The sequence below is a fragment of the Streptomyces sp. SID14436 genome (assembly GCF_010548465.1).
In the GTDB taxonomy this organism is placed as follows: domain Bacteria; phylum Actinomycetota; class Actinomycetes; order Streptomycetales; family Streptomycetaceae; genus Streptomyces.
Map to the genome: position 1 here is coordinate 1 of NZ_JAAGMD010000717.1, position 613 is coordinate 613.

1 protein-coding gene is annotated in these 613 nt (G+C 76.0%); it reads right to left on the minus strand.

Translation table 11 applies throughout. The annotated features are described in order from the left end of the window. Positions 1 to 472, minus strand: a 472-nt coding sequence (locus tag G3I53_RS25855; protein ID WP_343240690.1) for a DUF2269 family protein, incomplete at its 3' end; no start/stop codon positions are given. Between the last annotated feature and the right edge of the window lie 141 nt (positions 473 to 613).

Sequence of the window (613 nt, forward strand, 5' to 3'; positions counted from 1 at the left end):
CGCGCCGGGTCCGGCCCCAGGGCTTCAGGACCGAGATCGTGGTCATGAACACGTAGGCGGACAGGGAGACGACCGGCCCGAACAGGACGTCGCCCGCGTCGGGCAGCGGCCCGTCGGCGGCCACGGCCGCCACCGCCTCGTTCACGCCCGGCCGCAGCGCGAAGGCCGTCGCGGCCGTGGTGGCCAGGGTCAGCCAGAACTTGGTGACGACCCACCGGTGCCGGGCCAGCCCCCAGACGGTGCCCAGGGACAGCACCAGCCCGCTGGTCAGGGTCAGCAGCGCGATCGGCAGCAGGAGCAGGTCCGCGAAGAGTTTCATGGCACGCACCGCCGCCTCCACGGTCGCCGCGGATCCGCCGGTGGCGGCGGCGAGAGCGAGGGCGAGCAGTCCGAGCGAGAGCCCCAGCCAGCAGGCTGCGGCCACGACATGGACGACGAGGAAGGCCCGGCGTGCGGGTCGGCTGAGGTTCACGCCTTCCACGGTGCCGGGCGCGGGCGGCGCGGGCGTCCCACGAGGGGAGTAATCGCGCGTACCGAGCCCGGCGTACGTCCGGGCCGGCGGGGTCGTCCCGGGAGTGGCGGCGCGGGAGGGGGCGGGGCCCGGCGCGGCGGA